This is a genomic window from Pseudaestuariivita sp. (assembly GCF_052825805.1).
This window is the reverse complement of record NZ_JBRBVB010000003.1, coordinates 202,459-228,017: the sequence shown is the minus strand read 5'-3', so window position 1 is coordinate 228,017 and position 25,559 is coordinate 202,459. Positions and strand designations below refer to the sequence as shown.

The window sequence follows — 25,559 nt, the reverse complement described above, 5'->3', positions numbered from 1 at the left end:
AAGTGCCCGGGTTTTTTGTTTGCGGCGGATGCGCGGGAGGGCGCGCTGGTTAACAAGTGGTGAACGGCCTTTCGGAATCGCTGCGCGCCTGCTACATCTCGTGGCATGAACCAGCTCAGCCGCAACATATCCACAAGGCCGGTGATCCGGCAGCTGGATGAAACCGCGATCAACCGCATCGCGGCGGGCGAGGTGGTCGAGCGGCCGGCCTCGGCGGTCAAGGAGCTGGTGGAGAACGCGCTCGACGCCGGCGCGACCCGGATCGAGGTCGATGTGGCGGCGGGCGGCACGCAGCTTATCCGCGTGACCGACGACGGCTGCGGCATGACCCGCGAGGAGTTGCCGCTGGCGCTGTCGCGGCACGCAACCTCCAAGATCGACGGCACGGACCTGCTCGACATCCGCAGTTTCGGGTTTCGGGGTGAAGCGCTGCCCTCGCTTGGTGCGGTGGGGCGGCTGAAGCTCACGTCGCGCGCGCCGGGCTACGAGGCGCACGCTCTGCATGTGGAGGGTGGAAAGCTTGGCCCGGTGAAACCCGCCGCCCTGCGCCAGGGCACGGTAATCGAGCTGCGCGACCTCTTTTACGCGACGCCTGCGCGGCTCAAGTTCATGCGGTCAGAGCGCGCCGAGATGCAGGCAGTCACGGACGTGGTCAAACGGCTGGCGATGGCGGAGCCGTTTGTCGCCTTTACCCTGACCGACCGGAGCGATGGCAAGGCCCGGCAGGTCTTCCGGGCGGATGCGGGCAGCGGCGATCTTTTTGGCGCGCTGCAGGGCCGGCTGCGCGGCGTGCTGGGGCGGGACTTTGTCGAGAATGCCGTGCCGCTCGATGCGACGCGCGAGGCGCTGCACCTGACAGGGTTCGCGGCGCTGCCGACCTATTCGCGCGGGGCGGCGGTGTCGCAGTTCCTGTTCGTGAACGGGCGCCCGGTCAGGGACCGGATGCTGCTCGGGGCGCTCAGGGCGGCGTATCACGACCTGCTGCCGCGAGACCGGCACGCTGCGGCGGCGTTGTTCGTTGAGTGCCCGCCCGAGCTGGTGGACGTGAACGTGCACCCGGCCAAGTCCGAGGTGCGGTTTCGCGATCCGGGCGTTGCCCGCGGGTTGATCGTGAGCGGCGTGCGGCACGCGCTTGCCGAGCATGGCCACAGGAGCGCGACGACCATCGGGCAGGCCACCCTTGGCGCCGTGCGTCCCGAGCCGGTCGCGCCGCATATCTACCAGATGGACCTCGCGGCTCGGCATGTGATGCCGACGCCGCCGCGGCAGGACACGCCCGGGTTTGCCCCGTCAGCGCGGGCGGAGCCCGTGGTGGAGGACACCGCGCCGCAAGAGCACTACCCGCTGGGTGTGGCGCGGGGGCAGGTGCATGCCTGCTACATCGTCTCGCAGACAAAGGATGGGATGATCCTCGTCGATCAGCACGCGGCGCACGAGCGACTGATCTACGAGCGCCTGAAACGGCAGATGGCCGAGCACGGGGTGGCCTCGCAGGCGGTGCTGATCCCGGACGTGGTGGAGTTGGAGCCCGAAGCGCGGGCGCGGCTGCTGAACCACGCCGAGGCGCTCGCCCGGCTCGGGCTGGTGCTGGAGGCGTTTGGCGGAGCGGCTGTGGTCGTGCGTGAGACGCCTGCGGCACTCGGGCCGGTCGATGCAGGTGCGCTGGTGCGCGATATTCTCGACGAGCTTGATGCGGAGGGCGACAGCGCGCTTTTGCAGGTCAGGATCGACGCGATCTTCAGCCGGATGGCGTGCCACGGGTCGGTGCGGGCGGGGCGCCAGATGCGGGTCGACGAGATGAACGCGCTTTTGCGCGAGATGGAGGCGACGCCGCACTCGGGCCAATGCAACCATGGACGCCCGACGTATGTGGAGCTCAAGCTGTCGGACGTAGAGCGCCTCTTCGGGCGCAGCTGAACGTCAGATCCGCAGGAAGGGCTGTGCGAGCCGCGGCAGCAGGCCGGAGAACTTGAGCGGTGCGTCGGTGGCTGCAAGGCAGATGCAGTCCAAACCCGGCGCTGCAACGGGCGTGTGATCGACGCCTTCGTCCGCGACTTCTATGTCTCCGCGCGCAAAGGTGCCGTCCTCGTCCGAGAACGCCCCTTGCAGCACAAGCGTCAGCTCGGTGCCGCGGTGCCCGTGATCCGGGACGGCCATGCCGGCGGGGATGTAGAGCAGACGCGCAGACGCGTCCTTGTCCGTGTCGAGGATCGCCTGACGCACACCGCCGCCGATGGACTTCCACGCTACGGCGTCGATCCCGCCGCCCACATACCGCGTCAGAGGGGCTGGCAAAACGGCATCCGCAACCGGTGCGCTTGCAACCTGCATGGGCATCGTGGGCGTGTCAGCGATGCGTGACAGCGTGGCCGCGAAATCGGGAGCGTCCACTGCGCACGGCAGTGTGTCCAACAGCGCACCTCCGACGGTGTCGTAAGTGGCCAGCTCTGCACGGCATCTGTCGCAGATCGAAATGTGCGTCGCCACCACCAGCGAGAACGCCTCCGGCAGGGTGCCGGCGGAGTACGCCATCAGCAAAGCTGGCGGGATGTGGTGCGTGATCTTCGTCTTCGGGGTCGTCATCTCTACCTCATCGCGTGGCGCAGGCGGTCCAGCGCCAGTCTGATTCGGGACTTGATCGTGCCAAGTGGCAGGCCGGTTTCCGCGGCGATCTCGCTGTGCGAGAGCTCCCCGAAGTAAGCCTTTTCGATCAAATCCCTCTGCTTTGTCGGCAAGCCGGCCAGGGCGGCGCTCAGCTTGGTGGTTTCCTGTTGCAGGCCGATGACCTCTTCGGCGGCGGGGTCCGCCTCCGGTCCCCAGGTCAGCTCCTCGGGCTCGGGCCGTCTTTGCTTGCGGATCATGTCGATGCGGCGGTTCCGGGCAATCGTGAAGACCCACGTCGCGACGGAGGCGCGCGCGGGGTCGAACAGATGTGCCTTGTGCCAAACGGTCGCCATGACGTCCTGCGTACATTCCTCTGCCAGCGTCCCGTCGGCGCCGGATTTCATCAAGAAAGCTTTGACCCGTGGCGCGTAGTGGTCGAACACCTCTTTGAAGGCCGCGGCATCCTTGTGCTGCTGAACTTCTACGAGTTTGTGCGCCCAATACACTGCGCCTTCCGTCGCAGCGGTCTGTTTCGGGTCCGTGTTTGCGGCGCTCACCTCGCTTGGCTGCTCGCCGATGGGGAGCAGAGGAGGCTCTTGCGTTGCTTCGAGCACGGTGTCCTTCAACATATCCGGTGTACGGAAGGCCGGCTCGAATGGATCACTGATATTTCGGATTTTCTTTTGCATCCAAATTTGGCGCCGCGACGTAGTAAACCCAGATTGACACTTGTGGGACCTATACATGGCTTTTGACCCGATGAGTACCTCTCGCCGCAAGGTTGCGATTGTGGGTGGCGGCATCTCAGGGATGGGTGCGGCGTACGACCTGTCCGGCACGCACGACGTGACGCTGTTCGAGGCCGAGGCGCGGCTCGGGGGACACGCGCGCACGGTCGTGGTGGAGGGCCAGCCGGTCGACACCGGGTTCATCGTGTTCAACCACGCCAACTACCCGCATCTGACGGCGCTCTTCGAGGCGCTCGACGTGCCGACGGTCCCGTCGAACATGAGCTTTGGCGCCTCTCTGGGTGGCGGAAAGGTCGAGTACGGTCTGGCCGGGCTCGGCGCACTTTTTGCGCAGCCGAAGAATGCGCTCGACCCGCGGTTCCTGCGGATGGTGCGCGACATTCTCAAGTTCAACAAGGCGGCGCTCGAGCGGGACATCGACCCCTCGCAGACCATCGGCGATTTTCTGCGCGAGATCGGGGTGGGGGCGTGGTTCCGCACGCATTACCTGACGCCGTTCTCGGGGGCGATCTGGTCGACGCCGGTGGAGAAGATTCTCGACTTTCCGGCGCACGCGCTGATCACGTTCTTCCGCAATCACAACCTGCTGGGCGTGCATGGCCAGCACCAGTGGTACACTGTGCAGGGCGGGTCGGTGTCCTATGTCTCGCGCCTCGAGGCGGCAATGATCGGCAATGGCGTGGACTTGCGCCTCGGCGCGGGTGTCGAGGCAGTGCGCCGTACCCCGCACGGGGTGGAGCTGCGTTGCCGCGGCGCCTGGGAGGCGTTCGACGAGCTGGTCCTGGCGACCCATTCGGATCAGTCGCTGGCGCTCCTCGAAGACCCGACCGAGACGGAGCGCGCCGCCCTCAGCGCGGTCAAGTACCAGCCGAACGACGCGACGCTGCACTCGGACCCGTCCCTGATGCCCAAGCGCAAGGCGGTCTGGTCGTCCTGGAACTACACCGAAGCGGCGGACAAGGCGCTCGACCGGATCGACCTGACCTACTGGATGAACTCGCTGCAGCCGATCCCGCATCACACGCCGTTCTTTGTCACGCTCAACACGACGCGCGAGATCGATCCGGCGCTGGTGCATGACTGTGTGACCTTTCATCACCCGGTTTACGATCAGGCAGCGTTGCAGGCGCAGGAGACGCTCCGGGCAACCAATGGCGCGCGCAGCACCTGGTTTTGTGGTGCGTGGATGAAGAACGGCTTTCACGAGGATGGCCTTGCCAGCGCGCTCGATGTCACCCGCACGCTTAAGCTGCGCCCGGCGATGGGCGTGGCCGCCGAGTGAACACGAACGTCGATCATATCGCAGGGCAGACCTGGCACGGGCGCAAGGGCGCGGTGGAGAACGGATTTCGCTACTCCATCGATTACGTGCTGGTGGATGCCGAGGCTGAGGCGAGCGCGCCGTGGCCGTTCCGGCGCAATGCGCGCGGGCTGGTGTCGCTTGACGATCTAGATCACGGCGGAGCGCCTCACGAGGGGCGGGGTGCCGTCTGGGCGCGCGACATCTTTGAAACGCATCAGGTCACCGGCGTGGCACAGGTGGAATTGCTGGCGCAACCCAAGGTTTTTGGCTACGTCTTCAACCCGGTCAGCTTTTGGCTCGCGCGGGGCGTGGACGGCGCGCTGATCGCGGTGATCGCCGAAGTCACCAACACCTTTGGCGACCGGCACTCGTACCTCTGCCGTCATGCCGACCTGCGCCCGATCCAGCCGACGGACCGTCTGACGGCAACCAAGCTGATGCATGTCTCACCCTTTCAACCGATCGAGGGCGGCTACACCTTCCGCTTCGACATCACGGACGCGCGGATCGGCATCTGGATCGATTTCGAGCATGAGGGCGGCGGCGTCTATGCCACGCTGACCGGACAGCGGCGCCCGCTGACGACCGGTGCGATGCTGCGCGCCATGCTGCGCCGACCGCTCGGCGCGCGGCGGGTGATGGGGCTGATCCACTGGCAGGCGCTCAAGCTCTGGTGGAAGGGCGTGACCTATCGCCCGCGCCCCGATGCGCCCAAGGCGGACGTGAGCTGATGGCGGCGGTCGCCGGACATATGGAGCGCGCGGCGCCGCGGCTCTGGCCCTATGCGGTGTTCGGCGGGCTCCTCGCCGCGGCGGGGTTGCCGCTTTATATCCATGCGCCGAAATTCTACGTCGACACCTACGGGGTCAGCCTGGCGGCACTTGGGACGGTGCTCTTTGTGCTGCGGCTCTTGGACTTTGTGCAGGACCCGCTGCTGGGTCGACTGAGCGATGCGTTGTCGAACCGCCGCGCGCTGGCCGTGGCCGGGGGGCTGGGCGTGCTCGGGGCCGGGATGGTCGGCCTCTTTGCCGTTACGCCGCCCATCGCGCCGCTCTGGTGGTTCGCGGCGATGCTGACGCTGGTCTTCTCCTCGTTCAGCTTTCTGACGATCACGTTCTACACCCAAGGCGTGGCGACGGCGGACCGGCTCGCCGGAAACGGTCACCTCAAGGTCGCGCGATGGCGCGAGACGGGCGCGCTGCTCGGTGTGTGCGTTGCAGCGGTGGCTCCGGTGGCGCTTATGGGAACGGGCGCGCCCTTTGCGGTCTTTGCCGCGGGATTCGCCGCGCTGGCGGTGGTCGCGGGGCTGGTGATGCAGCGCGAGTGGTCGGGGCGGGTGAGCGCAACCGAATCCCCCCGGCTGGCGTTGATCCTGTCAGACCCGCTGGCTCGGCGCTTGCTCTTGATCGCGCTGCTGAATGCCGCGCCGGTGGCGGTCAGCTCGACGCTCTTTCTGTTCTTTGTCGAGAGCAGGCTCGGCGCGCCGGGATACGAAGGCCCGCTGCTGCTGCTCTTTTTCGCCGCTGCCGCGGTGAGCGCGCCGGTCTGGAGCCGGCTCGCGGAAAGCTATGGCGCCAAGCGCATGCTGCTTGTGGCGATGGTCCTTGCGATCCTCTCCTTTGGCGGTGCGCTGGCGCTCGGTACGGGCGACACCTTTTGGTTCGCCGTGATCTGTGTGGCATCCGGGGCGACCCTGGGTGCCGACATGACGCTCCTCCCGGCCCTGTTCGCCACACGGCTGGCCAAGATCTCGCCCGATGCGGCGCAGGCTTTTGGATTGTGGAGCTTCGTGTCCAAAGCCGCGCTGGCCATCGCGGCGGTGACGCTCTTGCCGGTGCTGGAGGCGCAAGGCTTCCAGTCCGGGACGGCCAACACCGAGGAGGCACTGCAGGTGCTGACCTGGCTTTATGCCGGGCTGCCGTGCCTTCTGAAAATAGTCGCCATCGGCCTTCTGGCCGGAACGGAAATCAAGGAACGTTAAAGATGGACACGTTTGTTTTGTTGACGGCAGGTGCGCTGCTGATCGTCGCGCTCGTGTGGGTGAGGCGCATCTACTTCGACTTCGATGGCCAGTCACCCGAGGATTATGTCGATGCCGGCGCAACGTTCGATCTGCAAAGGCACCTGAGGGGCCCGATGATCTGCGAGGGGTTGATCTACGGACCGACCGGCCGGGTCACATCCCGCTTTGTCGGCCATTTCGACATCACGTGGGAAGGCACGCGCGGCATCATGTCGGAACGGTTCGAGTACGACAGCGGCGAGATCCAGACCCGCCAGTGGGTGCTCGAGGTCCAGGGCAGCGGCAAGGTCAAGGCGCTCGCGGATGATGTCGTCGGCACAGGCTCTGGCGTGCAGCGCGGCTCGGCGTTCCAGCTGCTTTACAAACTCAGGCTACCGGAGGCGTCCGGCGGGCACGTGCTGCACGCCAACGACTGGATGTACCTGACCCCGAGCGGAACCATCCTGAACCGCAGCCAGTTCCGAAAGTTCGGGATCAAGGTTGCCGAGCTCGTCGCGACGATGCGCCCGGTGTCACAAGAGGAGCGTATGGCGGCATGACCGAAGACTGGCAGGGCAAGCGGTATTGGATGGTTGGCGCGAGCGAAGGGCTCGGCGCCGCGTTGGCGCACAAGCTGAGCCGCGCGGGGGTTCACCTGATCCTCTCGGCGCGCTCGGAAGACAAGCTAAACGAGCTTGCGTTCGACCTGCCCGGGCCGGCCGAGGTACAGACCGTCGATGTGTCGGACGACCAAAGCGTCGCCGACGCGGCGGAGGCGATCGGGGAGATCGACGGGATCATCTTTCTCGCCGGTGTCTACTGGCCGCAATCGGCGCAGGAGTGGACGCAAAAGGAAGTGGTGGCCATGGCGGACATCAACTTCACCGGCGCGATCCGGGCAGTTGGGTCCGTCCTGCCATCGATGATCGAGCGCGACGCAGGCCACATCGTGATCACAGGCTCGCTGTCGGGGTTCGGCGGCCTGCCGGGTGCGCAGGGCTACGCGGCCTCCAAGGCGGGCGTGATGGCTTTTGCGGAATCGCTCCACGCGGACCTGCGCAAGACTGGCGTGCGCGTGCAGCTGGCGAACCCCGGTTTCATCCGCACCCGGCTGACGGAAAAGAACGACTTTCGCATGCCCTTCCTGATGGAGCCCGAAGAGGCCGCCAGCGAGATGTTCGAGCTCATGCACCAGGACAGCTTTGCTAAGAGCTTCCCGCGCCTTTTCAGCTACGTCTTCCGCGGGTCGCGGTTTTTGCCCGGCTGGCTCTACTTTCGGGTCTTTTCCTGACGCCGCAGCGTTTGGGGGGAAAGGCACCCTTTATTTACCCGTTCATGCGACAAGCCTGCCTGGTATCCCTCAACCTGAGGGTTTGATGCCTGGCGGTGTTCGGCGCATGGCATCTGTTCAGTGATTGTGGTGGCCCTTTGACACCTTTGGTGTCTGTACAGTGCGGTCGCGTAAGGCACGCCACGCGGTAAGAGTACGGTACGGTAAGCGGGTGCCTTGTCTGCAAGGCGCCCGCTTTTCTATTCAGGTGACGTGCCCGGTGCCGAAGGCGGCAGCTCCTGCTCCAGGAATCGCTCGAAGGCGTCCAGGTTGACCGGCTCGAACTGGCCGAACCCCTGCATCCAGACGCTGGCATCCTTGAGTGCGCCGGGCTCGAGCTTGCACCATTTCACCCGCCCGCGCTTTTCCTGGCTGATCAGCCCCGCCGCCGCGAGCACCGCGAGGTGCTTGGAGATGGCGGCGAGCGACATGTCGAACGGCTCGGCCACGTCCGTCACCGCCATGTCGTCCTCCAGCAAAAGCGTGAGGATCGCGCGGCGGGTCGGATCGGCAAGCGCCGCAAAGACGGTATCAAGCGCGGGGGTCACAGAACGGATGTAGTTGGTTTTCGCGGGCGCGGGAAGGGACCTCAGAGCCGCGGGTGGGACCAGACTTCGCTCGGGAGGGGGATGCGCTCGAACGGATGCTGCTCCGGGTCGAGCCCGACGTCACGCGCCAGACGTTTGGACAGGACCTGCCGTCTGCGCCATGGCCATCTACCCAACCTGTGCAAAATGCGAGCATAAAGAGACTGTGCCGCCCGGCGGGGCAGCTGATCGACCATTGCCATTTTGGCCTCCATTCGAGTGATTGAGGGAGATATGACGCTGGCCGGGTGGCTTTACAAATGCCGTTCTTGCGGCTGATATGTGCAGAAAATGCACATGGAACCCGTCCAATGCGCAACTTGCCGCCGCTCAATGCCTTGCGCGCCTTCGAGGCCGCCGGAAGGCACGAGAGTTTTAACGCCGCAGCCGAAGAGCTCGGCGTCACACATTCGTCGGTCAGCCGTCATGTGCGCGGGCTGGAGGACCGGCTGGGCGTGCAGCTCTTTGCGAGCCTTCCGCGCGGTGTGCGCCTGACGCAAAGCGGGGCGGCCTATCTCGACGAGATCGCGCCGGCCTTTGACCGGATCGAAGACGCCACGCGCAACCTTGGCGCGCGAGCCGAGGGCGTGTTGACGGTGTCCTGCGAGCCGCTCTTTGCGACGCTCTGGCTCATCGCGCGGCTGCACGCGTTTCAGGAGATTGCGCCGGAAGTCGAGGTGCAACTCGACCCCGATCACGCGCTGGCCGACGTGCGCCGGCACGAGGCGGACTTTGCCATCCGCTTTTACAAGTCGGGCGTGCCGGATCGCCCGACGGACCTCATCAGTGATCTGCCGCTGCACGTTTATTCAAGCCCAGCGTTTGCCGCGACTTTGCAGACGCCGGAAGACCTTTTGAGGGTGCCGAGGCTCCAGGACCGGGACGGCGACATGTGGGCGCATTGGTTTGCCGAGGCCGGCGTGGACACGCAAGGCATCGAGACGCGTCCGGCCTGGCGGATGCGCGCGGTGCTCGCCTGTCACGCGGCGCTGGCCGGTCGGGGCGCGATTCTGGTCGGTGACGATGTGGTGCAAGGTTACGTCGAGAGCGGGCAGCTGGTGCGTGTCTTTGACATCGGCTTCCAGTTGGGCAGCTATCATCTTCTGATGGGGGAGGGCGCGCGGCAGGACAAGGCGGCGCGCGCGTTCCGTGCCTGGCTGCTCGAAGCGACCCGCGACCTGCGTGTCGGCACGATCAAGCGTAAGGGTGAGTGAGGTTTTGGGGCGGTCGGGCGTGGGCCGAGGTTAGGTTGCTGTAAACTGGAATTTCGACTCCGCCCGCCGCCTCCGGCAAGAGCACGAAGATCGCTTGGTGGATGGCTTACCGCAGCCGACCTAAAGCTTGATACTCCTTCGCTCAGATCAAAGCGCCCGCCTGACGGGAACCGTCAGGCCGCGCCGACCCGCCCCCATGGGGCGGCGCGTGAACATCTGGTTCGAACGTATGAGGTCTACAGTCGCTCGCACTACAAACTTACCACGCAAGCGGCGCGCCATCGCGAAAGAACCCCGCTGTGGGACCATCAGCGGGGAGTGTTGCCGCCCAGACGATGCCCTTGGCGCTCTCCGCCGGCGGGCGTGCGCCCATGTCGAGCCCACCCTCGAACGTCGCGGTAAAGCCCGGGCAGACGGCGTTGATCTTGACCGACGAGCCTTCTTCTTCGAGCGCCAGCTTGACGGTAAGTGCGTTCAATGCGGCTTTGGACACCGCGTAGCTGGTGCCCATCTGGTTGCCTGTGGTCAGACCGAAGGCCGGATCACCGTGGGAGCCGGCGCCACTGGAGACGTTGACGATCCGTCCCGCATCGCTCTGGCGCAGCAGAGGCAGCATCACCTGACACATGCGCCACGTCCCAAAGAGCGTCACATCGAGCACCGATTGCGCGGCGGCGAGGTCGACCTCCGCCGCCGTCTCGCCATAGGCCGAGGTCTTGGCCGCGTTGTTGATCAGGATGTCGAGCTTGCCGTGTGTTTTTTCAATCAAGCTGGCGGCTTCGCGCACCTGCCGGTCGTCGGCGATGTCGACCGAGAGCGGATGAACCCAGCCCTTTGCACTAAGCGCCCCCGCCAAAGCCTCCGCCTGCGCCGAAGTGCGCGCCGTCAGGTACACACTCATCCCCTGCGTCAGCAGCGCCTCGCAGATCGCGTATCCCAGACCCGTGGGTTTCCCGACGCCGGTGACCAGCGCCACGCGCCCCTCGAATTGCTCAGCCATCTCGCCTTCCCGCTATTGCAAACCTGCCGTGACGCTACCCTTTCCACGGCAAGCCTGTACATTACGGACAAAATTGTCAGTGCGGTGAGGACCCCTCGTGGACGGCAATCGACCATGCCCTGTGCAAACGACGATGAATGTGATCGGCGGCAAGTGGAAGCCGGGGATCGTGTTTCGGCTGCAGAATGGGCCTTACCGGCTGAGCGCACTCAAACGCGAGATGCCCTGGATCTCCGAGCGGGTTCTGATCCGGCAATTGAAAGAGCTGGTGGCGGACGGTGTTGTCCTGCGGACGGACTACGGAGAAACGCCGCGCCGGGTCGAGTACAGCCTCTCTGACTATGGCGAGACCCTGCGTCCTTTGCTGCGTGAAGTTGCACACTGGGGTCAGGCACATATCGACCGCACCGCGGCGCGTTGATCCGGGCCAGATTTGTCCCGGCGACCCGGATATCGCAAAGATCAACCAAAGGGTTGAATGAGGATTTGTGGCTGTGGCGCGTGCAATGATGTCAGATTGCCGCAAGCTGCATTGAGAAAGACATTGAAAATCAGATACTTGTGACAGTGTCAGGCAACTTGACTCCAGCCATGCTGCGCCGTAGCACACAGGCGAACCATGTGTGAGGCCGTGCCGCGCGTGAGCGACGCTGACGATCCTTCGAAACTGCGTGAGCTGGAAGCGAAGATCGATGCGCTCAAGGCGCAAAACGCGCCGAGGACGCTGGACAAGCCGGTCTCCCGGCAGTCCGAACTCGGATGGCGCATGGTGACGGAATTGGTGGCCGGTTTGATCATCGGTCTTGGGATTGGGTATGGGCTGGACAGCCTCCTCGGCACTCTGCCGATCTTCCTGGTCCTCTTTACATTGCTGGGGTTTGCCGCGGGTGTGAACGTGATGTTACGCAGCGCGAAAGAGCTTCAGGAAAAATCGCAACCCGAGCCACGCTCGGACGATGAGACACAGTCCGAGCTGGGCTCGGACAACGAAACAAAGGGCTGAGGGCCATGGCAGACGAAGCATCCGGCGGCAGCGGTCTGGAATTCCATCCGATGGACCAGTTCATCGTCAAGCCGCTCTTTGGCGACGGCGCGGTGGGCATGTTCACGGTCACAAACGTGACGCTCTGGATGGCTCTGTCGGTGCTCTGCATCTTTGCGCTGATGGTGCTCGGCACCTCGCGCCGGGCGATCGTGCCCTCGCGCAGCCAGTCGATTGCCGAGCTGACCTACGGCTTTATCTACCAGATGGTCGAGGACGTGACCGGGCGCGACGGGATCAAGTACTTCCCGTACATCATCACGCTCTTCCTCTTCATCCTGTTTGCCAACTACCTCGGCCTCGTCCCGATGGCGTTCACCACGACCTCGCACATCGCCGTGACGGCGGTGCTGGCGATGGCGGTGTTCCTAACGGTGACGGCGATCGGCTTTGCCAAGCACGGCCTTGGCTTTCTGCAGCTCTTCTGGGTGTCTTCGGCACCGCTCGCGCTGCGTCCAATCCTGGCCGTGATCGAGGTCATCTCGTACTTCGTCCGTCCGCTCAGCCACTCCATTCGTCTTGCAGGCAACATGATGGCCGGCCACGCGGTGGTGAAGGTCTTTGCGGGCTTCGCCGCCATCCTCGCCATCTCGCCGCTGTCGATCCTCGCGGTCACGGCGATGTACGGGCTCGAGGTGCTGGTCTGCTTTATCCAGGCTTACGTCTTTACCATTCTGACCTGCGTGTATCTGCGCGACGCGCTGCATCCGCATCACTGACACATGTAGGGTGGGCACCTGCCCACCTTACGCGACACACATCACATTCCATCGTAAGGAGAGAAGATCATGGAAGGCGATATCGTACAAATGGGCGCATATATCGGCGCGGGCCTCGCATGCATGGGCATGGGCGGCGCGGCAGTCGGTGTGGGCAACGTGGCTGGCAACTTCCTCGCCGGTGCCCTGCGCAACCCGTCCGCAGCTGGCGGCCAGACGGCCACGCTCTTCATCGGCATCGCATTCGCCGAAGCGCTGGGGATCTTCTCGTTCCTCGTCGCGCTCCTGCTGATGTTCGCCGTCTAAGAGCGCACGACCAGACATCCTTACGTCCTTGGCGGAGCCTCACTGGGTTCCGCCAACGGGACACCCAAGTCTCTGACCGGAGAGCGACATGGCAGACGAACCCACGATCAGTGGCGCGCTGGACGATACCGCGAGCGACAGTGGCCTTCCGGCCGAGTCCGCGGAAGCGTCGGGCCTGCCGCAGCTCGATTTCAGCACGTTCGACAACCAGATCTTCTGGCTCGTCGTCACGCTGCTGGCGATCTACTTCATTCTGAGCCGCATCGCCCTGCCGCGGATCGCCTCCGTGCTCGCAGAGCGTCGGGGCACGATCACCAACGACATCGCCAAGGCGGACGAGCTCAAGAAAGCTGCCGTCGAGGCTGAAGAGAATTACAAGAAGGCGCTCGCGGACGCCCGCGCCGAGGCGCAAAAGATCGTCGCCGAGACCAAAGCGGAGATTCAGGCCGACCTCGATGCCGCCATGAAGGACGCCGACGCGGAGATCGCAGCCCGCGCCGCCGAATCCGAAAAGGCGATTTCAGAAATCCGCGCCACCGCCGTCGACAACGTCCGCGCCGTGGCCAAGGACACCGCCGCCGAGCTGGTCGCGGTTCTGGGTGGCAAGGCCGACGCCGCGGCCATCGACGCCGCCGTGGCTCAGCGGATGAAAGGGTAACGCGATGCGACTGACTTCCCTCACCCTGACGCTGACCACCTTTGCCCTGACGGCCGGCCCTGCGCTGGCCGCTGCCAAGGACAAGCCGTTCTTCTCGCTCAAGAACACGGACTTCATCGTCCTGCTGTCGTTCCTGCTGTTCATCGGCGTGCTGGCGTACTTTGGCGTGTTCAAGCTGCTGGGCGGTATGCTCGACAAGCGTTCCGAAGGTATCCGCAACGACCTCGACGAAGCGCGGCAGCTGCGCGAGGACGCGCAGGCCCTCCTCGCCTCTTACGAGCGCAAGCAGCGCGAAGTGCAGGAGCAGGCACAGCGCATCGTCGAGAGCTCCAAGAAGGAAGCGGCTGAGGCTGCCGAACAGGCCAAGGCCGACCTCAAGGTCTCGATCCAGCGCCGTCTCGCGGCTGCCGAAGACCAGATCGCCAGCGCTGAGGCCGGTGCCGTCAAAGAGGTCCGCGATCAAGCCATCGCCGTGGCCGTCGCCGCTGCCCGCGACGTGGTGGCCAAGCAGATGACTGCCACGGACTCCAGCAAGATGATCGACGACGCGATCACCGAAGTGGATGCGCGTTTGCACTAGGTGCCTGACAAATCAAACCCAATCGAAACCCGGCCGCCGCGCCGGGTTTTGCTTTTCTGGCCTAGCCCTCAGTCTCGTGCGCATACCGCATCCGCGCGACGTCCTCGTTGCGGTCCGCCCGCTGTTGGTCGCGCAGCGCCTCGGCCACGTAGTCGAGATGATCCTCCACCGCCCGCCGCGCCGCGTCGGGATCACGCGCCTGAAGCCCGGCGTTGATGCGCTGGTGTTGCGCCAGGAGGTCGTCGCGCGTGCGCCGCTGGCGGAACATCACCTGACGGTTGTAAAAGACGCCCTCGCGCAGCAGCTGGTACATCGACCGCATCATGTGCAGCATCACCACATTGTGCGACGCCTCCACGATGGACATGTGAAACGCCGCATCCAGTTGCGCCTCGTCGGTGGTCGCGCGGCTGGCATGCGCCGCCTCCATCTTGCTCAGCACCGACTGGATGACGCGCAGGTCGGTGTCGGACGCAAACTGCGCCGCGCGCTCGGCGGCCAGCCCCTCCATGTCGCGGCGAAACGACAGGTAGTCGAACACCGCCTCGTCGTGCCCTGAAAAAAGCGCGACAAGCGCCGGAGAAAAAGCCGAGCCGAGCACGTCCGCGACAAACACCCCGGCGCCCGCGCGCGTGGTCAACAGACCCTTGTCCTGCAGATCGGAGATCGCCTCGCGCAGCGACGGGCGGGACACGCCAAGCCGTTCGGCCAGGTCCCGCTCGGAGGGTAGGCGCTCCCCGGGGCGCAGGATGCCGCGCAGGATCAAGAGCTCGATCTGGCGCACGACCGCCGTCGACAGCTTTTCCGAGTGGACGCGTTGGAAGGGCATGAGTGTCGGGCTCCAGTGGTCAGGGAAACTGACCAGTCCCGCCCCGCCCCGTCAAGCCGCACGCGTTTACCGCGCCTTAACCACCGCGGGCCTACCGTCGCACCATGCGATATTCTGCTGCCTTCCTTATCCTCGCCCTCGCCGCCTGCGGCGCGCCTGGTCCCGACCTGCAAGGCACGGAGGCGGTGCGCATCACGGTCGGGGCGGACACGTTCGACGTCCGGCGCAAGGGCCTGACAATGCAGGCGATGCGGCGCAACTTTCGCATGGCGCAGCCCGTGGACGAGATCATCGGCAACGCCGAACGCGCGATGGAGCAGTTGAGCGGCTGCAATGTCGATTGGCTGCGCGGGGATGTGGCGATTGTCTACGGCGGGCTAGCCTGCCCGAACGGCGCCGCCCCCAGACCAATGCCGCGTTCTGACCGCGACCTTCTTTGCGCACCCGATCTTGCCGGCCCTGACGGCGCACTCAGGTGCAGCTTCGAGCCTTAGCGAAGGCGCCAGTAAACCTGATTCACGACACTCAATTCAAAGCGCCCGCCTGACGGCCACGTCAGGCCGCGTCATGCCAAAGGCATGCCTCCGGCTTGACCAGCCCCCGTCAAACCGTAGGTTTGCTTTCAGCAAAACGGGCGGCGCGATGCGCCACTCCTCGGGTCGGCGCGTGAATTGCTGTTTCGAGTGAGTTTAGTTTAGGTTCGACTGTTCTAGCCCGCCGGTTCAAACCAGCGGCTTTTCCATGAAGAGGCTCGCCGGCGACTCGGTGTACTCGCCAAAGGGCCCGCGGATCGAAAAGCCGTGCCGTCCATAAAGCCTATGCGCATCGTAGAGCACATCGCCCGTCTCGAGACGCAGCATCGGCAACGCCTGCCGGCGTGCCTCGTCTTCGATCTCGGACAAGAGGGCCGCGGCCACGCCTTTGCCGCGGGCGCGTGTGGCGACATACATGGACTTGATCTCGCCGTAGCCGTCCTTGACCGCCAGCGCGCCGCAGCCAAGCGCTGTGCCATCCGCGTCCCGCGCTGTAAAGAAATGCACCGAGGGCGCGCAAAGCTCGTCGACCGATAGAAAGTGGTTCTCGTCCTCGGAAAAGAGGCTCTGCATCAGCGCATGGCTTTCCTGAAGCAGGGCGAGGCTGCCGGCCTCCTTCGGCGAGTCGCGGTGTACGGTGACGGACAATGGCATCCCCTCCAAGTCTGTCGATCACTTGACGCCCGCGCTGCGGTCGCGTCAAGCGCGACGCGTCGGCAACCGGGCATTGGCCGCAACATCTTGGGGATAACTTCCGCTCGTGGGCAAGATAAAGCGCAGCAACGTTGACTCGGCCAAGCGGTCACTGGCACCTTGGAGGCGGGACTGGAATCGGGACGTGTCACAGGGTGCGATTCACACGGCTCAGACTGACGGGGTTCAAATCCTTCGTCGATCCAACGGACCTGACGATCTCGGACGGCTTGACCGGGGTCGTCGGCCCGAACGGCTGTGGCAAATCCAACCTCCTCGAAGCTCTGCGCTGGGTCATGGGCGAAAACCGTCCGACCGCCATGCGCGGCGGCGGGATGGAGGACGTGATCTTTGCCGGCGCCGCTACCCGGCCGGCCCGCAACTTTGCCGAGGTCGCGCTTCTTCTCGACAACAGCGACCGGCTTGCACCGGCGGGCTTCAACGACAGCGACATCCTCGAAGTCGTCCGCCGCATCACCCGCGACGTCGGCTCCGCCTACAAGGCGAACGGCACCGACACCCGCGCGCGGGATGTGCAGATGCTCTTCGCCGACGCCTCCACGGGCGCGCATTCTCCCTCGCTGGTGCGGCAGGGTCAGATCTCCGAGCTGATCAACGCCAAACCCAAGAGCCGCCGGCGCATCCTTGAAGAGGCGGCCGGGATTTCCGGCCTCTACCAGCGCCGGCACGAAGCGGAGCTCAAGCTCAAGGGGACCGAGGCGAACCTCTTGCGCGTCGACGACGTGATCGAGCAACTCGCCGCCCAGCTGTCGCACCTGGCGCGTCAGGCCCGGCAGGCCGCGCGCTACCGCGCCATCGGCGAAGAGTTGCGGCGGGCGGAGGGGATGCTGCTCTACCGCAGGTGGCGCGAGGCGGATGTGGCGCGTGCCGAGACCAGCGCGGCGCTGCAGGCCCGTACGTCTGAGGCGGCGCAGGCCGAGCGCGCGGCGCTGACCGCAAGTGCTGCGCGCGACACGGCTGAGGCTGGCGTTCCGCCCGTCCGGGAGGAGGACACCGTCGCCGCCGCGATCCTCCAGCGCCTACTCGTGGAGCGCGACACATTGACCGCGGCAGAGGCACAGGCACAAGAGCGCATCGACACGCTGACTTCCCGCATCGCGCAGCTTGGCACAGACCGCACTCGCGAAGTGGAGCTGAACCGCGACGCCGCCGAGACAGTGCAAAAACTGGCGGACGAGGCGGCGCGGATCGAAAGGCAAAGCACCGGCCACGACGGAAAGCTCGCCGCTGCCGAGCGCGCCGCGCAAGACGCGGCCGAGGTGCTGCAATCGCGCGAGGCGGACCTGTCCGAAAAAACAGAGGACGTCGCGCGACTGGCCGCGCAGCACCAGTCGGCGGAGCGGCTTGCGGATGACCTCGACACGACGCTCTCCCGGCACCGGACGGAGGCGGACAAGGCCAAAGCGGCGCTCGAACAGGCACGCACCGCTGCCGCGCAGTCTGTCGCCCGGGTCGCGGAGCTGAGCGCGGCGCACACCGCGGCGCTGGCCTTGCAAACCTCCGCCGAAGAGACGTTGATCGCCGCCGAAGAGGCGCGCGCCGCCGCACAGGACCGGGAGGCCGACGCCCGCGCGGAACGCTCTGCCGCCGAAGGCGAGACCAAGGCGCTGCTCGCCGAGGTCTCCGCGCTCGACCGGCTTTTGCAGCGGGACAGTGTCGACGGGGCGCAAGTGCTCGACCAGGTGCAGGTCGCGCCGGGATATGAAAAGGCGCTCGGCGCCGCGCTTGCCGACGATCTGCGCGCGCCGGTGGTCGAGGACGCGGCGCAGGACAGCGGCTGGCGCACGCTTGACCGGCTCGACGCGGCAGCCTTCCCGGAGGGTGCCGAACCGCTCCTTTACCATGTTGCGGTGCCTGAGGCGCTGCAGCGCCGCGTCTCGCACGTGGGCGTGGTGCCTGATCTGGCGACGGGCATGCGCGCGCAAAAAGCGCTGCAGCCCGGTCAGCGCCTAGTCACAGCCGAAGGCGATCTGTGGCGCTGGGATGGGTTTCACACCAATGCCGAGGACGCACCGTCGGCAACGGCGCTCAGGCTTGAACAGCTCAACCGGCTGGAGGCGCTGAAACAGCAGACCGCCGCCGCCGAGGCGCGGCTCGATGCGACGCGGCAGGCACATGATGCGCTCAAGGCGCGGCTGGCCGACCTGACCGCTGCCGATGCCGCTGCCCGCCAGGCCCGCCGCGATGCGGACACCAAGGCCACCGAGGGGGCCCGCGCGCTCAGCCGGGCGGAGGCGGACAGCGACGTGGCGGACGGCAAGTGCGAGACGCTGAGCCAGGCGCTCACCCGTCACCAGCTTGCCGCGCAGGACGCCGAAACCCAGGCGCGGGAGGCCCGCGCAGCGCTGCGGACGCTGCCGAACCTCGACGCGGCGCGCCAGCAGGTCGAGGATGTGCGCGTCACGGTCGAGGCTGCGCGGATGACGATGATGACCCGGCGGTCCGGCTTTGACGAGCTGCGCCGTGAGGGGCAGGGCAGGGCGCGCCGTTTGCAGACCATCGCGAGCGAGCAGGAGAGCTGGCAGTCCCGCCTGTCCTCGGCAGAGACGCGTCTGGCGGATATCGATGCACGGCAGGCCGAGAGCGAGGCGGCACTCACCGGGGCGCGCGCCGAGCCCGAGACCTTGGCAGCCAAACGCGCGGAACTTGCCGTCGGCATCACCGAGGCGGAGGCGCGCAAGGCGGCGGCGGCGGATGCGCTGAGCAAGGCCGAAGGCGCGCTGCGCGAGGCCGAACAGGCGCTGCGCGAGACCGAGCGCGCGGCGAGCGAGGCGCGCGAGGCACGTGCGGCGGCGGAGGCCCGCGCCGAGGCCGCGACCGAAACGGTGGAGCAGGCCGCCGAACGCATCTCGGAGGCGCTGAGCGCGACGCCCACAGCCCTCCTCGCACAGCTGGACGCAGTCCCCGAAGACATGCCCGGCGCCGACCGGTTGGAGGCCGACGTGGCCCGGCTCAAGCGGCAGCGCGACGCGCTTGGCGCGGTCAACCTGCGCGCCGAGGAGGACGCCAAGGAGGTCCAGGGCGAGCACGACATGTTGGTCTCCGAAAAGGCCGATCTCGAGAACGCCGTGCGCGAACTGCGCGCCGGGATCGCTAGTCTCAACCGCGAAGGGCGCGAGCGCCTCCTGACCGCCTTCGAACAGGTGAACGAGAACTTTGGCACGCTCTTCCAGCACCTCTTCGGCGGCGGCGAGGCGCGGCTGACGATGGTCGAATCCGACGACCCGCTCGACGCGGGGCTCGAGATCATGTGCCAGCCTCCGGGCAAGAAGCTGTCGACCCTCTCGCTCCTGTCCGGTGGGGAGCAGACACTGACGGCGCTTGCGCTCATCTTTGCGGTGTTTCTCGCGAACCCGGCGCCGATCTGCGTGCTCGACGAGGTCGACGCACCGCTCGACGACGCCAACGTGACGCGCTTTTGCGATCTGCTCGACGAGATGACGCGCCGCACCGACACGCGGTTTCTCATCATCACGCACCATGCGGTCACGATGGCGCGGATGGACCGCCTCTTCGGTGTGACGATGCAGGAGCAGGGCGTCTCGCAGCTCGTCTCCGTCGATCTGAAAAAAGCCGCGCAGATGGTGGCCTGACGCCGTCAGGAATAATTTACACATCGTGGGAACCTTTTGGCCCCTCAGAACGATTAGGTTCATAAGCCGTTAAAGTTTGGCCCTTCGTGCGCGTTGCATGGATGCCGGGCGGCGACTGGATGTGAGACGTGGCTTCCCCGACCCCCAATGTGTTGATTGTGCAAAGCGATCAAAGCCTTGCCCTTGTCTGGGCGCGGCATTTGCAACGGTTCGGGATGCACGTGAACGTGGTGGACGGCACTGCCAAAGCTTTCGAAATCCTCTCCAACTCCCCGGTGGACGTGATCGTCGCGGATGTGCTGATGTCCGATGGCGGTGCGGTGGCGCTGGCAGACTACGCCAATTTCCGTCGCCCCGAGGCCAAGGTGATCTTTGTGACCAACGCGTCCTTCTTTTCGGACGGATCGCTCTTTCAGTATTGCTCGAACGCCGCGGCCTGCGTGTCCTCGACCACCCCGGTCGAGGACCTCGCCGCGATGGTCGAATACCACGCCCCGTCTGTCAAACCGGCGGCACCGGCGCGTCAAAATTGATCTGAGGGTTGATCGGCACGATCCGGTGCGGATTGATGCTTTCGTGGCTGTAGTGGTAGTGCCGCACGATGTGGTCGAAATTCACCGTCTCCGCCACACCCGGCCTTTGGTAAAGCCGCCGCGTATGCGCCCAAAGCGCCGGGTAGTCGATGAGGCGCTTGCGGTTGCACTTGAAGTGCAGGTGATAGACGAGATCGAACCGCACCAGCGTCGTGAACAGCCGCCAGTCCGCCTCCGTCAGCTGCCCGCCCACGAGGAAGGGCGTCTCCGCCAGCCGGTCCTCGAGCCAGTCCAGCGTGTCGAAAAGCGGGCCCACGGCGTCGTCATACGCGCTTTGCGTCGTGGCAAAGCCTGCCTTGTAGACGCCGTTGTTGACCGTGTTATAGACGCGGGCGTTCACTTCCTCGATCTCGGCGCGCAGCGCCTCGGGCCAGTAGTCGTCGGTGGTCCCGGTGATCCCGTCAAAGGCGGAGTTGAACATGCGGATGATTTCCGAGCTCTCGTTCGACACCACCGTCTCGCGCTCGCGGTCCCACAGGATCGGCACAGTGACCCGGCCAGTCATGTCCGGCAACGCCTTGAGGTAGATGTCGCGCGCAAAGGGCAGCCCGTAGAGCTGATCCCCAATCGCGCCAGGGTAGTCCGTCTCGAACGTCCATCCCTCGCCCATCATGTCCGGGTGCACGACCGACACGCCGATGTGGTCCGTCAGCCCCTTGATGCTGCGAAAGATCAGCGCGCGGTGCGCCCAGGGGCAGGCATAGCTGACGTAAAGATGGTAGCGCCCGCTTGCCGCGGCAAAGCCACCCTCGCCTGAGGGTCCGGCACTGCCGTCCGCGGTGATCCAATTGCGAAACCCGGCTTCGGTTCGTTTGAACGCGCCGCCGGTTTTCGACGTGTCATACCAGCTGTCTTGCCAAACGCCGTCTACGAGAACACCCATGCCGTCACACTCCTGTTGCGTCCGCCTCATATAGCGGCGCAGGGGAGTGCAAAAAGGTCACGCCGCGCGCAGAGCCTCCGCGGCCATGCACAGTGCGCTTGAAGTGTGGTTCGCAAATTGCCCAATTTTTTGGCGCGGTATGGTTTGCTTTGCGGGCAGTGCGCCTATTTCTTTGGCTAGGGAGTGGGAACGACATGACGACATTTGTCTCCAAGGACGTCCAGGCCGCCCTCGACGCGGCGCGCAAAGCCACGCAAAAGCGGCTCAGCCGGCACCGTGTGGTGCAGGGTGAGCAGAGCTTCCGCATTCTCAAGCTTTGGTCGGACGGTTTCGTGCTCGACGCCGAGACCGCGCCGCACCTGCGCGGACTGGTGGACATCTACGACGGCGGACGGCATCTCTATCAATGCCTGATCGTAGCGTCCGAGACGGACGGCTCGGAATGGCGGTTCGAATTCAAGCGCAACACCGAAGCTGCCGACAAGGCGCCCCTCGATTATTATCGCCCGCCCGACGCTCCGATCGCGCTGCTCGGCAAGTAGCTACTGCAGATCGCCAAACGCCTTTTGCATGCGCGCGACCGCTTCTTCGATGCGCGCCTTCGGCATGGCGATGTTGAACCGCAGGAAGCTGTCGCCTCCCTTCCCGAAGGTCGGCCCGTGGTTGACGCAAATCTGCGCGTCCTGCTGCGTGCGGCGGGTGAACTCGGCCATCTCCATTCCGGTGCCCGAAAAGTCGACCCACGACAGGTACGTCGCCTCCAGCGGCATCGGCGCAAGACCGGGGATCCCCGCGATCCCCTCGTTAAAGACGCGCTGGTTTTCGGCGAGGTAGGCCATCAGCTGATCGACCCATTCCGCGCCCTCGGGTGAGTACGCCGCCGTCGCCATGTGTAGCCCAAACGAGTTCGGCGACAGCCCCAGCGCCCCCATCCGGGCGGCAAAGCGTGCGCGCAGCCCCTCGTCGGGGATGATCACGTTTCCCGAATGCGAACCGGCGATGTTGAACGTCTTGGTGGTCGCCGTCATCATCACGAGCCGGTCGAGGATGCTCTCGTCCACCAGCGTCATCGGCGTGTGCGTGTGCCCGGGGTAGATCAGATCGTGGTGAATCTCGTCCGACACCAGGATCAGATCGTGGCGCTTGCAGAAATCCGCGACGCCCTGCAGCTCGTCCCGCGTCCAGACGCGCCCGCCGGGATTGTGCGGTGAGCAGAGGATGAACATCGTCTCCTTGCCCGTCATCGCCGCGTCCCAGGCGTCGAAATCCATGCCGTAACGCCCGTTCTCGTGCGTCAGCTCCATCTCGACGACCTCTCGGCCGGCAGCTTTGATGACCTTGGCAAAGGCGTGGTAGACCGGCGTCGTCAGCACGACCCCGTCGCCCGGCGCCGTGTATGTGTCGACGCACATGCCCGTCCCGTTCACCAGCCCATGGGTGGTAAAGATCGACCCGGGATCGACCGTCCAGCAGTGCCGCGCCTGCATCCACCAGCAGATCGCCTCCCGGTAGGGGGTGTCGTTGCCAAAGTACCCGTAGACCCCGTGATCGACCATGTCCTGCACCGCTTGCGTCACGCAGGCGGGCGGGCGGAAATCCATGTCCGCCACCCACATCGACAGCCCGGTGTCCGCCGGCACGCCGTAGAGCGCCTCCATCATGTCCCACTTGACCGAGTGGCTGCCGCGGCGGTCGATGATCTCGTCGAAACTCATGGGGCGTCTCCTCAGGGTTGGCGCTGCGCGAGTCCTGCCAAGCCCGCGCGCAAGGTGCAAGTCCCGCGTCCTGCGCGAGCAGTTGCGCGCCACGGGTCGTCTGATTAGATGTGCGCCATGAAACGCCCGATCCTGCTGCACCCCGATCCGCGTCTGAAAAAGACCTGCGCGCCGCTCGACGACATCTCGGACGAGGTGCGGGTGCTGGCCGCCGACATGCTCGAGACGATGTATGCCGCGCCCGGTGTCGGGCTGGCCGCACCGCAGGTAGGTGTATTGAGCCGGCTCATCGTCGTCGATTGCGTCAAGTCCGAGGAAGACGGCCCCGCCCGCCCCATCGCCATGGTCAATCCCGAGGTGCTGCAGGCATCGGACGAGACCAACGTCTACGAGGAAGGGTGCCTCTCGATCCCCGACCACTTTGCCGACGTGACCCGCCCCAAGGTGGTCAAGGTCGGCTGGCTCGACCTCGACGGCACCCCGCGCGAGGAGGAATTCGACGGCCTCTGGGCGACCTGCATCCAGCACGAGATCGACCACCTCGAGGGCAAGCTCTTTCTCGACTACCTGCGCCCGCTCAAGCGCCAGATGATCACCCGCAAGATGCAAAAGCTCAAACGGGAGAAAGCCCGGGAGGCGTCCTGAGATGGGTGCCTCCTTGCGTCCCGTGGTGCTGCATCCGGCGGAGGTGCTGCGTGAGGTTTGCACGCCCGTGACCACCTTCGATGGCGCGCTCGGCCGTCTCGCGGTCGACATGCTCCGCACGATGTACGCCGCCCAAGGCCGCGGTCTTGCCGCGCCGCAAGTCGGCGAGACGCTGCGCCTCTTCGTCATGGACACGGCCTGGAAAGAGGAGGCGCCGGCGCCGCAAGTCTTCGTCAATCCACGCGTGATCGCGGCCTCGACAGAGACCGCAACACGCGAGGAGGGCTGCCTCTCGATCCCCGACCAGCCTGTCCGAGTCACCCGCCCGGCCTGGGTCGATCTGACGTGGCAGGACCTGGCGGGGACTGAACACACCGCAAGGTTCGACGGCTTCGCCAGCGCCTGCGTCCAGCACGAGATCGACCATTTGGACGGCATCCTCATCCTCGACAAGGCTGCCGCATGATCCGCCCCTTTGTGCCCTGGCCCGACAAGCGCCTGCAGACTGTCTGCGATCCCGTCGAGGCCGTCACGGACGAGATCAAGGCGATCTGGGACGACATGGTCGATACGATGGAGGCGATGCCCGGCGTCGGCCTTGGCGCGCCGCAGATTGGTGTGATGCTGCGCCTTGCGGTCGTCGACGCCTCCGAGGCGCGCGGTCAAGCGGTCCGCATGGCCAATCCCGAGATCATCGATGCCAGCGCCGAGCTGCGCCCCCACACCGAAGCCTCGCCCAACCTGCCCGGCCATTCGGCCAGACTCAAACGCCCGCGCAAGGTGCTCGTGCGGTATCTCAACGCGCACGGGATGCTCGATCGGCGCGAGTTCGAGGGGCTCTGGGCCACCTCCGTCCAGCACCAGATCGACCACCTGAACGGGCGCATGTACTTCGACAATCTCAGCCGCGTGAAACGCGACATGTTCCTGCGCAAGGTCCGCAAATCACAAGGCGCAGCGTAGATGGGTGCGAGCACCCATCCTACGATTTCGCGCGGCCTCTGTAGGATGGGTGCTCGCACCCATCGCCCCGGATAGGAGAGCACCAATGCGCCTTGTCTTCATGGGATCGCCCGCCTTTTCCGTACCCGTCCTCGACGCGCTGGTGGAGGCCGGCCACGAGATCGCTTGTGTCTATTGCCAACCGCCCCGGCCCGCTGGACGCGGTAAAAAGCCGAGGCCGACCCCCGTTCAGGCTCGTGCGGAGGCGCTGGGCCTTCCAGTCCGGCACCCTGTTTCCCTCCGCTCGGACGAAGAGCAGACGGCCTTTGCCGAGCTGAAGGCAGACGTCGCAGTTGTCGTCGCCTACGGTTTGATCCTGCCGCAAGCGGTGCTGGACGCGCCAGTCCACGGCTGCCTCAACATCCACGCCTCGCTGCTGCCACGCTGGCGGGGGGCCGCGCCCATTCACCGCGCGATCCTTGCTGGTGACACGGAGACAGGCGTGTGCGTCATGCAAATGAAGGCCGGGCTCGACACCGGCCCCGTGCTCACCGAGCATCGTCTGTCCATCGGTGCAACCGAGACCACGGGCGACCTGCACGACCGCCTGTCTGCGCTTGGCGCGTCCGCCATCGTGGATGCGCTTGCGCAACTCGAGACGCTTACGCCGCAGCCGCAGCCCGAAGACGGCGTGACCTATGCCGCCAAGATCGATAAGGCCGAGGCCATGATCAACTGGGCCGAGGACGCTCACACGGTGGACCGCCAGATCCGCGGCCTCTCGCCAGCTCCCGGAGCCTGGACGCTGATCCACGGTGAACGGGTCAAGCTCCTGCGCTCGGAACTGGCCCGGGGGTCAGGCACCGCGGGCCAAACACTGGACGACGTCCTCACGATCGCCTGCGGCAAAGGCGCTGTACGGCTGTCCGAAGTGCAACGGCCCGGCAAGAAACCGGTGCCCGCTACTGAAGCCTTGCGCGGCTGGCAAGTCCCGGCCGGCACCCAGCTCGGAGAGTGA

At 65.6% G+C, this 25,559-nt stretch carries 29 protein-coding genes; 21 read left to right on the top strand and 8 right to left on the bottom strand.

The annotated features are described in order from the left end of the window. The first annotated feature begins 105 nt into the window (after positions 1-105). The gene (gene mutL, locus ACU0B3_RS05495) at positions 106-1,917 is read left to right on the top strand and encodes a DNA mismatch repair endonuclease MutL (RefSeq protein WP_446259822.1); all 1,812 of its coding nucleotides are present in this window, start codon (positions 106-108) and stop codon (positions 1,915-1,917) included. Positions 1,918-1,920: 3 nt separating this feature from the next. Here the strand turns inward: mutL and ACU0B3_RS05490 are convergent, their stop codons facing one another. Further along, on the bottom strand, positions 1,921-2,583 hold the full coding sequence (locus ACU0B3_RS05490) for a ChrR family anti-sigma-E factor (protein ID WP_446259821.1): 663 nt from the start codon (positions 2,581-2,583) through the stop codon (positions 1,921-1,923). A gap of 2 nt (positions 2,584-2,585) precedes the next feature. Beyond that, positions 2,586-3,233, bottom strand: coding sequence for a sigma-70 family RNA polymerase sigma factor (locus tag ACU0B3_RS05485; protein ID WP_446259820.1), 648 nt, complete (start codon positions 3,231-3,233; stop codon positions 2,586-2,588). 130 nt (positions 3,234-3,363) lie between these two features. Here ACU0B3_RS05485 and ACU0B3_RS05480 point away from each other — a divergent pair, with 130 nt between their 5' ends. From ACU0B3_RS05480 to ACU0B3_RS05460, 5 genes are read left to right on the top strand one after another with little or no spacing between them, the layout of a single operon-like run. Next, on the top strand, positions 3,364-4,635 hold the full coding sequence (locus ACU0B3_RS05480) for an NAD(P)/FAD-dependent oxidoreductase (RefSeq protein ID WP_446259819.1): 1,272 nt from the start codon (positions 3,364-3,366) through the stop codon (positions 4,633-4,635). Next, positions 4,632-5,387, top strand: coding sequence for a DUF1365 domain-containing protein (locus ACU0B3_RS05475; RefSeq protein ID WP_446259818.1), 756 nt, complete (start codon positions 4,632-4,634; stop codon positions 5,385-5,387). The genes ACU0B3_RS05480 and ACU0B3_RS05475 overlap by 4 nt, the downstream gene beginning before the upstream one ends. Next, complete coding sequence (locus ACU0B3_RS05470; protein ID WP_446259817.1) at positions 5,387-6,637, top strand: MFS transporter; 1,251 nt, start codon at positions 5,387-5,389, stop codon at positions 6,635-6,637. The genes ACU0B3_RS05475 and ACU0B3_RS05470 overlap by 1 nt, the downstream gene beginning before the upstream one ends. A gap of 2 nt (positions 6,638-6,639) precedes the next feature. Beyond that, positions 6,640-7,218, top strand: a complete 579-nt coding sequence (locus ACU0B3_RS05465; protein WP_446259816.1) for a DUF3833 family protein — start codon at positions 6,640-6,642, stop codon at positions 7,216-7,218. Continuing rightward, a complete protein-coding gene (locus tag ACU0B3_RS05460; protein ID WP_446259815.1) occupies positions 7,215-7,949 on the top strand; it encodes an SDR family NAD(P)-dependent oxidoreductase in 735 nt (244 codons plus the stop codon). The genes ACU0B3_RS05465 and ACU0B3_RS05460 overlap by 4 nt, the downstream gene beginning before the upstream one ends. A gap of 239 nt (positions 7,950-8,188) precedes the next feature. On the opposite strand, the gene ACU0B3_RS05455 is transcribed toward ACU0B3_RS05460, so the two are convergent. Further along, positions 8,189-8,536: an ArsR/SmtB family transcription factor gene (locus tag ACU0B3_RS05455; protein WP_446259814.1), complete on the bottom strand. Its 348-nt coding sequence runs from the start codon at positions 8,534-8,536 to the stop codon at positions 8,189-8,191. A 350-nt stretch (positions 8,537-8,886) separates the two neighbouring features. On the opposite strand from ACU0B3_RS05455, the gene ACU0B3_RS05450 reads away from it, so the two are divergent. Then, positions 8,887-9,789: a LysR substrate-binding domain-containing protein gene (locus ACU0B3_RS05450; protein ID WP_446259813.1), complete on the top strand. Its 903-nt coding sequence runs from the start codon at positions 8,887-8,889 to the stop codon at positions 9,787-9,789. Between the two features lie 259 nt (positions 9,790-10,048). Here ACU0B3_RS05450 and ACU0B3_RS05445 read toward each other — a convergent pair whose 3' ends face one another. Then, a complete protein-coding gene (locus tag ACU0B3_RS05445) occupies positions 10,049-10,789 on the bottom strand; it encodes an SDR family NAD(P)-dependent oxidoreductase (protein ID WP_446259812.1) in 741 nt (246 codons plus the stop codon). 133 nt (positions 10,790-10,922) lie between these two features. On the opposite strand from ACU0B3_RS05445, the gene ACU0B3_RS05440 reads away from it, so the two are divergent. The 6 genes from ACU0B3_RS05440 to ACU0B3_RS05415 all read left to right on the top strand — a co-directional run bounded on the left by ACU0B3_RS05440 (position 10,923) and on the right by ACU0B3_RS05415 (position 14,094). Further along, positions 10,923-11,210 (top strand): winged helix-turn-helix transcriptional regulator, encoded by a 288-nt coding sequence (locus ACU0B3_RS05440; protein ID WP_446259811.1) that lies wholly within the window; start codon positions 10,923-10,925, stop codon positions 11,208-11,210. A gap of 219 nt (positions 11,211-11,429) precedes the next feature. Continuing rightward, on the top strand, positions 11,430-11,792 hold the full coding sequence (locus ACU0B3_RS05435; protein ID WP_446259810.1) for an AtpZ/AtpI family protein: 363 nt from the start codon (positions 11,430-11,432) through the stop codon (positions 11,790-11,792). 5 nt (positions 11,793-11,797) lie between these two features. Beyond that, positions 11,798-12,550 (top strand): F0F1 ATP synthase subunit A, encoded by a 753-nt coding sequence (locus tag ACU0B3_RS05430; RefSeq protein WP_446259809.1) that lies wholly within the window; start codon positions 11,798-11,800, stop codon positions 12,548-12,550. A gap of 69 nt (positions 12,551-12,619) precedes the next feature. Further along, positions 12,620-12,856, top strand: coding sequence for a F0F1 ATP synthase subunit C (locus tag ACU0B3_RS05425; protein WP_210878355.1), 237 nt, complete (start codon positions 12,620-12,622; stop codon positions 12,854-12,856). A gap of 88 nt (positions 12,857-12,944) precedes the next feature. After that, positions 12,945-13,514 (top strand): F0F1 ATP synthase subunit B', encoded by a 570-nt coding sequence (locus ACU0B3_RS05420; protein WP_446259808.1) that lies wholly within the window; start codon positions 12,945-12,947, stop codon positions 13,512-13,514. 4 nt (positions 13,515-13,518) lie between these two features. Next, entirely contained in the window at positions 13,519-14,094 is a 576-nt protein-coding gene (locus ACU0B3_RS05415; RefSeq protein ID WP_446259807.1) for a F0F1 ATP synthase subunit B, read from the top strand. 61 nt (positions 14,095-14,155) lie between these two features. On the opposite strand, the gene ACU0B3_RS05410 is transcribed toward ACU0B3_RS05415, so the two are convergent. Then, the gene (locus ACU0B3_RS05410; protein ID WP_446259806.1) at positions 14,156-14,923 is read right to left on the bottom strand and encodes a FadR/GntR family transcriptional regulator; all 768 of its coding nucleotides are present in this window, start codon (positions 14,921-14,923) and stop codon (positions 14,156-14,158) included. 104 nt (positions 14,924-15,027) lie between these two features. On the opposite strand from ACU0B3_RS05410, the gene ACU0B3_RS05405 reads away from it, so the two are divergent. Beyond that, positions 15,028-15,417, top strand: coding sequence for a hypothetical protein (locus ACU0B3_RS05405; protein WP_446259805.1), 390 nt, complete (start codon positions 15,028-15,030; stop codon positions 15,415-15,417). A gap of 228 nt (positions 15,418-15,645) precedes the next feature. Here the strand turns inward: ACU0B3_RS05405 and ACU0B3_RS05400 are convergent, their stop codons facing one another. Next, positions 15,646-16,104 carry a GNAT family N-acetyltransferase gene (locus tag ACU0B3_RS05400; protein ID WP_446259804.1) on the bottom strand — a complete coding sequence of 153 codons (459 nt, stop codon included), beginning with the start codon at positions 16,102-16,104 and terminating at the stop codon, positions 15,646-15,648. A 200-nt stretch (positions 16,105-16,304) separates the two neighbouring features. Here ACU0B3_RS05400 and smc point away from each other — a divergent pair, with 200 nt between their 5' ends. Beyond that, positions 16,305-19,763: a chromosome segregation protein SMC gene (gene smc / locus ACU0B3_RS05395; RefSeq protein ID WP_446259803.1), complete on the top strand. Its 3,459-nt coding sequence runs from the start codon at positions 16,305-16,307 to the stop codon at positions 19,761-19,763. A gap of 128 nt (positions 19,764-19,891) precedes the next feature. Beyond that, positions 19,892-20,296 (top strand): response regulator, encoded by a 405-nt coding sequence (locus tag ACU0B3_RS05390; RefSeq protein WP_446259802.1) that lies wholly within the window; start codon positions 19,892-19,894, stop codon positions 20,294-20,296. Here the strand turns inward: ACU0B3_RS05390 and ACU0B3_RS05385 are convergent. Further along, positions 20,265-21,239 carry a glutathione S-transferase family protein gene (locus ACU0B3_RS05385; protein WP_446259801.1) on the bottom strand — a complete coding sequence of 325 codons (975 nt, stop codon included), beginning with the start codon at positions 21,237-21,239 and terminating at the stop codon, positions 20,265-20,267. The two genes, ACU0B3_RS05390 and ACU0B3_RS05385, sit on opposite strands and share 32 nt — an antisense overlap. Positions 21,240-21,433: 194 nt before the next feature. On the opposite strand from ACU0B3_RS05385, the gene ACU0B3_RS05380 reads away from it, so the two are divergent. After that, entirely contained in the window at positions 21,434-21,781 is a 348-nt protein-coding gene (locus tag ACU0B3_RS05380) for a hypothetical protein (protein ID WP_446259800.1), read from the top strand. Here the strand turns inward: ACU0B3_RS05380 and ACU0B3_RS05375 are convergent, their stop codons facing one another. Continuing rightward, positions 21,782-22,954 (bottom strand): MalY/PatB family protein, encoded by a 1,173-nt coding sequence (locus ACU0B3_RS05375; RefSeq protein WP_446259799.1) that lies wholly within the window; start codon positions 22,952-22,954, stop codon positions 21,782-21,784. It abuts the gene before it with no gap. Positions 22,955-23,071: 117 nt separating this feature from the next. On the opposite strand from ACU0B3_RS05375, the gene def (ACU0B3_RS05370) reads away from it, so the two are divergent. The 4 genes from def (ACU0B3_RS05370) (at position 23,072) to fmt (ending at position 25,559) form a co-directional block, all read left to right on the top strand. After that, positions 23,072-23,599: a peptide deformylase gene (def, locus tag ACU0B3_RS05370; RefSeq protein ID WP_446259798.1), complete on the top strand. Its 528-nt coding sequence runs from the start codon at positions 23,072-23,074 to the stop codon at positions 23,597-23,599. A 1-nt stretch (position 23,600) separates the two neighbouring features. Next, on the top strand, positions 23,601-24,065 hold the full coding sequence (gene def, locus ACU0B3_RS05365; protein WP_446259797.1) for a peptide deformylase: 465 nt from the start codon (positions 23,601-23,603) through the stop codon (positions 24,063-24,065). Next, complete coding sequence (gene def / locus ACU0B3_RS05360) at positions 24,062-24,562, top strand: peptide deformylase (RefSeq protein ID WP_446259796.1); 501 nt, start codon at positions 24,062-24,064, stop codon at positions 24,560-24,562. The genes def (ACU0B3_RS05365) and def (ACU0B3_RS05360) overlap by 4 nt, the downstream gene beginning before the upstream one ends. An 85-nt stretch (positions 24,563-24,647) precedes the next feature. Then, complete coding sequence (gene fmt, locus ACU0B3_RS05355; protein WP_446259795.1) at positions 24,648-25,559, top strand: methionyl-tRNA formyltransferase; 912 nt, start codon at positions 24,648-24,650, stop codon at positions 25,557-25,559.

Coding starts and splice junctions, on each gene's coding strand:
- ACU0B3_RS05485 (WP_446259820.1), bottom strand. CDS start 3,233: ATGTTGAAGGACACCGTGCTCGAAGCAACGCAAGAGCCTCCTCTGCTC.
- def (WP_446259797.1), top strand. CDS start 23,601: ATGGGTGCCTCCTTGCGTCCCGTGGTGCTGCATCCGGCGGAGGTGCTG.
- ACU0B3_RS05430 (WP_446259809.1), top strand. CDS start 11,798: ATGGCAGACGAAGCATCCGGCGGCAGCGGTCTGGAATTCCATCCGATG.
- def (WP_446259798.1), top strand. CDS start 23,072: ATGAAACGCCCGATCCTGCTGCACCCCGATCCGCGTCTGAAAAAGACC.
- ACU0B3_RS05380 (WP_446259800.1), top strand. CDS start 21,434: ATGACGACATTTGTCTCCAAGGACGTCCAGGCCGCCCTCGACGCGGCG.
- ACU0B3_RS05445 (WP_446259812.1), bottom strand. CDS start 10,789: ATGGCTGAGCAATTCGAGGGGCGCGTGGCGCTGGTCACCGGCGTCGGG.
- fmt (WP_446259795.1), top strand. CDS start 24,648: ATGCGCCTTGTCTTCATGGGATCGCCCGCCTTTTCCGTACCCGTCCTC.
- ACU0B3_RS05420 (WP_446259808.1), top strand. CDS start 12,945: ATGGCAGACGAACCCACGATCAGTGGCGCGCTGGACGATACCGCGAGC.
- ACU0B3_RS05470 (WP_446259817.1), top strand. CDS start 5,387: ATGGCGGCGGTCGCCGGACATATGGAGCGCGCGGCGCCGCGGCTCTGG.
- ACU0B3_RS05460 (WP_446259815.1), top strand. CDS start 7,215: ATGACCGAAGACTGGCAGGGCAAGCGGTATTGGATGGTTGGCGCGAGC.
- ACU0B3_RS05480 (WP_446259819.1), top strand. CDS start 3,364: ATGAGTACCTCTCGCCGCAAGGTTGCGATTGTGGGTGGCGGCATCTCA.
- ACU0B3_RS05405 (WP_446259805.1), top strand. CDS start 15,028: ATGCGATATTCTGCTGCCTTCCTTATCCTCGCCCTCGCCGCCTGCGGC.
- mutL (WP_446259822.1), top strand. CDS start 106: ATGAACCAGCTCAGCCGCAACATATCCACAAGGCCGGTGATCCGGCAG.
- ACU0B3_RS05490 (WP_446259821.1), bottom strand. CDS start 2,583: ATGACGACCCCGAAGACGAAGATCACGCACCACATCCCGCCAGCTTTG.
- def (WP_446259796.1), top strand. CDS start 24,062: ATGATCCGCCCCTTTGTGCCCTGGCCCGACAAGCGCCTGCAGACTGTC.
- ACU0B3_RS05450 (WP_446259813.1), top strand. CDS start 8,887: ATGCGCAACTTGCCGCCGCTCAATGCCTTGCGCGCCTTCGAGGCCGCC.
- ACU0B3_RS05425 (WP_210878355.1), top strand. CDS start 12,620: ATGGAAGGCGATATCGTACAAATGGGCGCATATATCGGCGCGGGCCTC.
- ACU0B3_RS05440 (WP_446259811.1), top strand. CDS start 10,923: ATGAATGTGATCGGCGGCAAGTGGAAGCCGGGGATCGTGTTTCGGCTG.
- ACU0B3_RS05375 (WP_446259799.1), bottom strand. CDS start 22,954: ATGAGTTTCGACGAGATCATCGACCGCCGCGGCAGCCACTCGGTCAAG.
- ACU0B3_RS05465 (WP_446259816.1), top strand. CDS start 6,640: ATGGACACGTTTGTTTTGTTGACGGCAGGTGCGCTGCTGATCGTCGCG.
- ACU0B3_RS05415 (WP_446259807.1), top strand. CDS start 13,519: ATGCGACTGACTTCCCTCACCCTGACGCTGACCACCTTTGCCCTGACG.
- ACU0B3_RS05385 (WP_446259801.1), bottom strand. CDS start 21,239: ATGGGTGTTCTCGTAGACGGCGTTTGGCAAGACAGCTGGTATGACACG.
- ACU0B3_RS05410 (WP_446259806.1), bottom strand. CDS start 14,923: ATGCCCTTCCAACGCGTCCACTCGGAAAAGCTGTCGACGGCGGTCGTG.